At 58.3% G+C, this 1581-nt stretch carries 1 protein-coding gene; it reads left to right on the forward strand.

Annotation, left to right across the window (positions count from 1 at the left end; translation table 11 throughout):
- Window positions 1-548 precede the first annotated feature (548 nt).
- The coding region (locus tag ACFOYU_RS15345) for a HAMP domain-containing protein (protein WP_377034260.1) at window positions 549-1581 on the forward strand (1033 nt) is incomplete at its 3' end.

Raw genomic sequence — 1581 nt, forward strand, 5'->3', positions numbered from 1 at the left:
AGTCCTGGAACTCACCGGAGAACACTCCGATGGATGAGATGCCTTCGCGGTCGAAACTGGCGACGTACCCAGCCGTCACCATCTGCCGTTCATCGACGACGATGTACATGATGAAGCCCCCCGGCCCATAGATAGATGATGTCTACGCAAGCACGCTAATCATGACGCAGTGTCGCTGTTCAAAAGAACTTGCAGCGACTTTGTTTTTACTTTTTCCGTTGATCGAATGTGCTTGGGATGTTGTCCACCCCTTCGAATCAGTAGGTATATGTCATAAATGCCGTTCGCGAGTCCGCCCGTCAATGGCTATCAGACGAAGTCTGAATCCCCCTGCGAGCTTCCCGGCCACTGTTGCAGCTGCGCAATACTTGTCTACCGCGAGCGTCATCTGGCGAATGCGAGCATGGCAGGGCGTGAATCATTGTTTCATCCAGGTCTAGAGCGTGCCATTCGCCAAGAAACTTTAGGTAAAGGTGGCAGAATTTAGCTATGCCTTAAGATGATTGTTGTTTGATCCTCCGAAGCCCTAAAGGGCAGTTGGGGGTAGCATGCGTATCAGAACGAAGATCTTTGCGCTTGTCGGCGCTTTGGGAGCTGTCATTCTCGCGGTTTCCGGGGTGGGTGTTCACTCGCTTCAGGCATACGACCACGCGATCGAGGAAGTAAAAACAGCATCGACGGGCGCCTTCTACGGCGAACGCTTGAACCGGCTGGTGACCGCTGTCGTCATGGATGCCAGGGGCGTCTATGCCGCAGCCGATACGCAGGATGCCAAGACCTATGCCAACGGCATGATCGCCAGCCTGAAGAAGATCGATGAACTCCTCAAGCAGTGGGCGCCGATTGTGCCGGCTTCGGATAAGGCGATCTTCGACAAGGTCGTGAAAGACGCCGAGGCCTTCAAGACCTTCCGCACCGAAACTGCTCGCCTCGGCACGGAAGTATCTGTTGCTGCGGCTGCCGAGCAGGGTTTTAACGAGGCGAACCGCGCTAATCGCAAAGCCTTTCAGGAGAGCATCGACGCACTTACGAAAAGAAGCGGAGAGGCTGTCGATGCCGTCGATCACGCAACGCATGCACTTCACGATCAGCGGATGACGCTGCTGCTTTCTCTCGCTTTCGGCGGCACGCTGGCGGCGCTTCTGATTGGCGCACTGGTCGGGCATCGGCAGATTGCCCGCCCCCTTCAGCTGGTGACGTCAGCCATTCAGAAGCTTGCCGCCGGCGATTACAACCTGCCGCAGGTCAAGCAGAGCCGGGATGAGATCGGCGAAATCTGGAACGCCATGAACACGTTCGCCGCCGCCATGGCCGAGGCGGAGCAGCTACGGTCCGCTCAGTCCGATATCGACCGCCAGCAGAGCGTGCGGCGCCGGGAGGAAATGAGCGCTCTCGCGCAGCAATTCGAGAGCACTGTCGGTCATCTCGTGCAGCATCTCACGGCCTCGGCTACTGAGATGGAGGTCACGGCACGATCGATGCGTGACGTTGCGGACCAGGCGACGGGGCGCTCGGTGAGCGTGGCCTCGGCGGCCGAGCAGACCTCGTCCAACGTGCAGACGGTGGCGGCCGCCACCGAGG

Origin of the sequence: Microvirga sp. GCM10011540 (assembly GCF_042650665.1) — a bacterium.
In the GTDB taxonomy this organism is placed as follows: domain Bacteria; phylum Pseudomonadota; class Alphaproteobacteria; order Rhizobiales; family Beijerinckiaceae; genus Microvirga; species Microvirga lenta.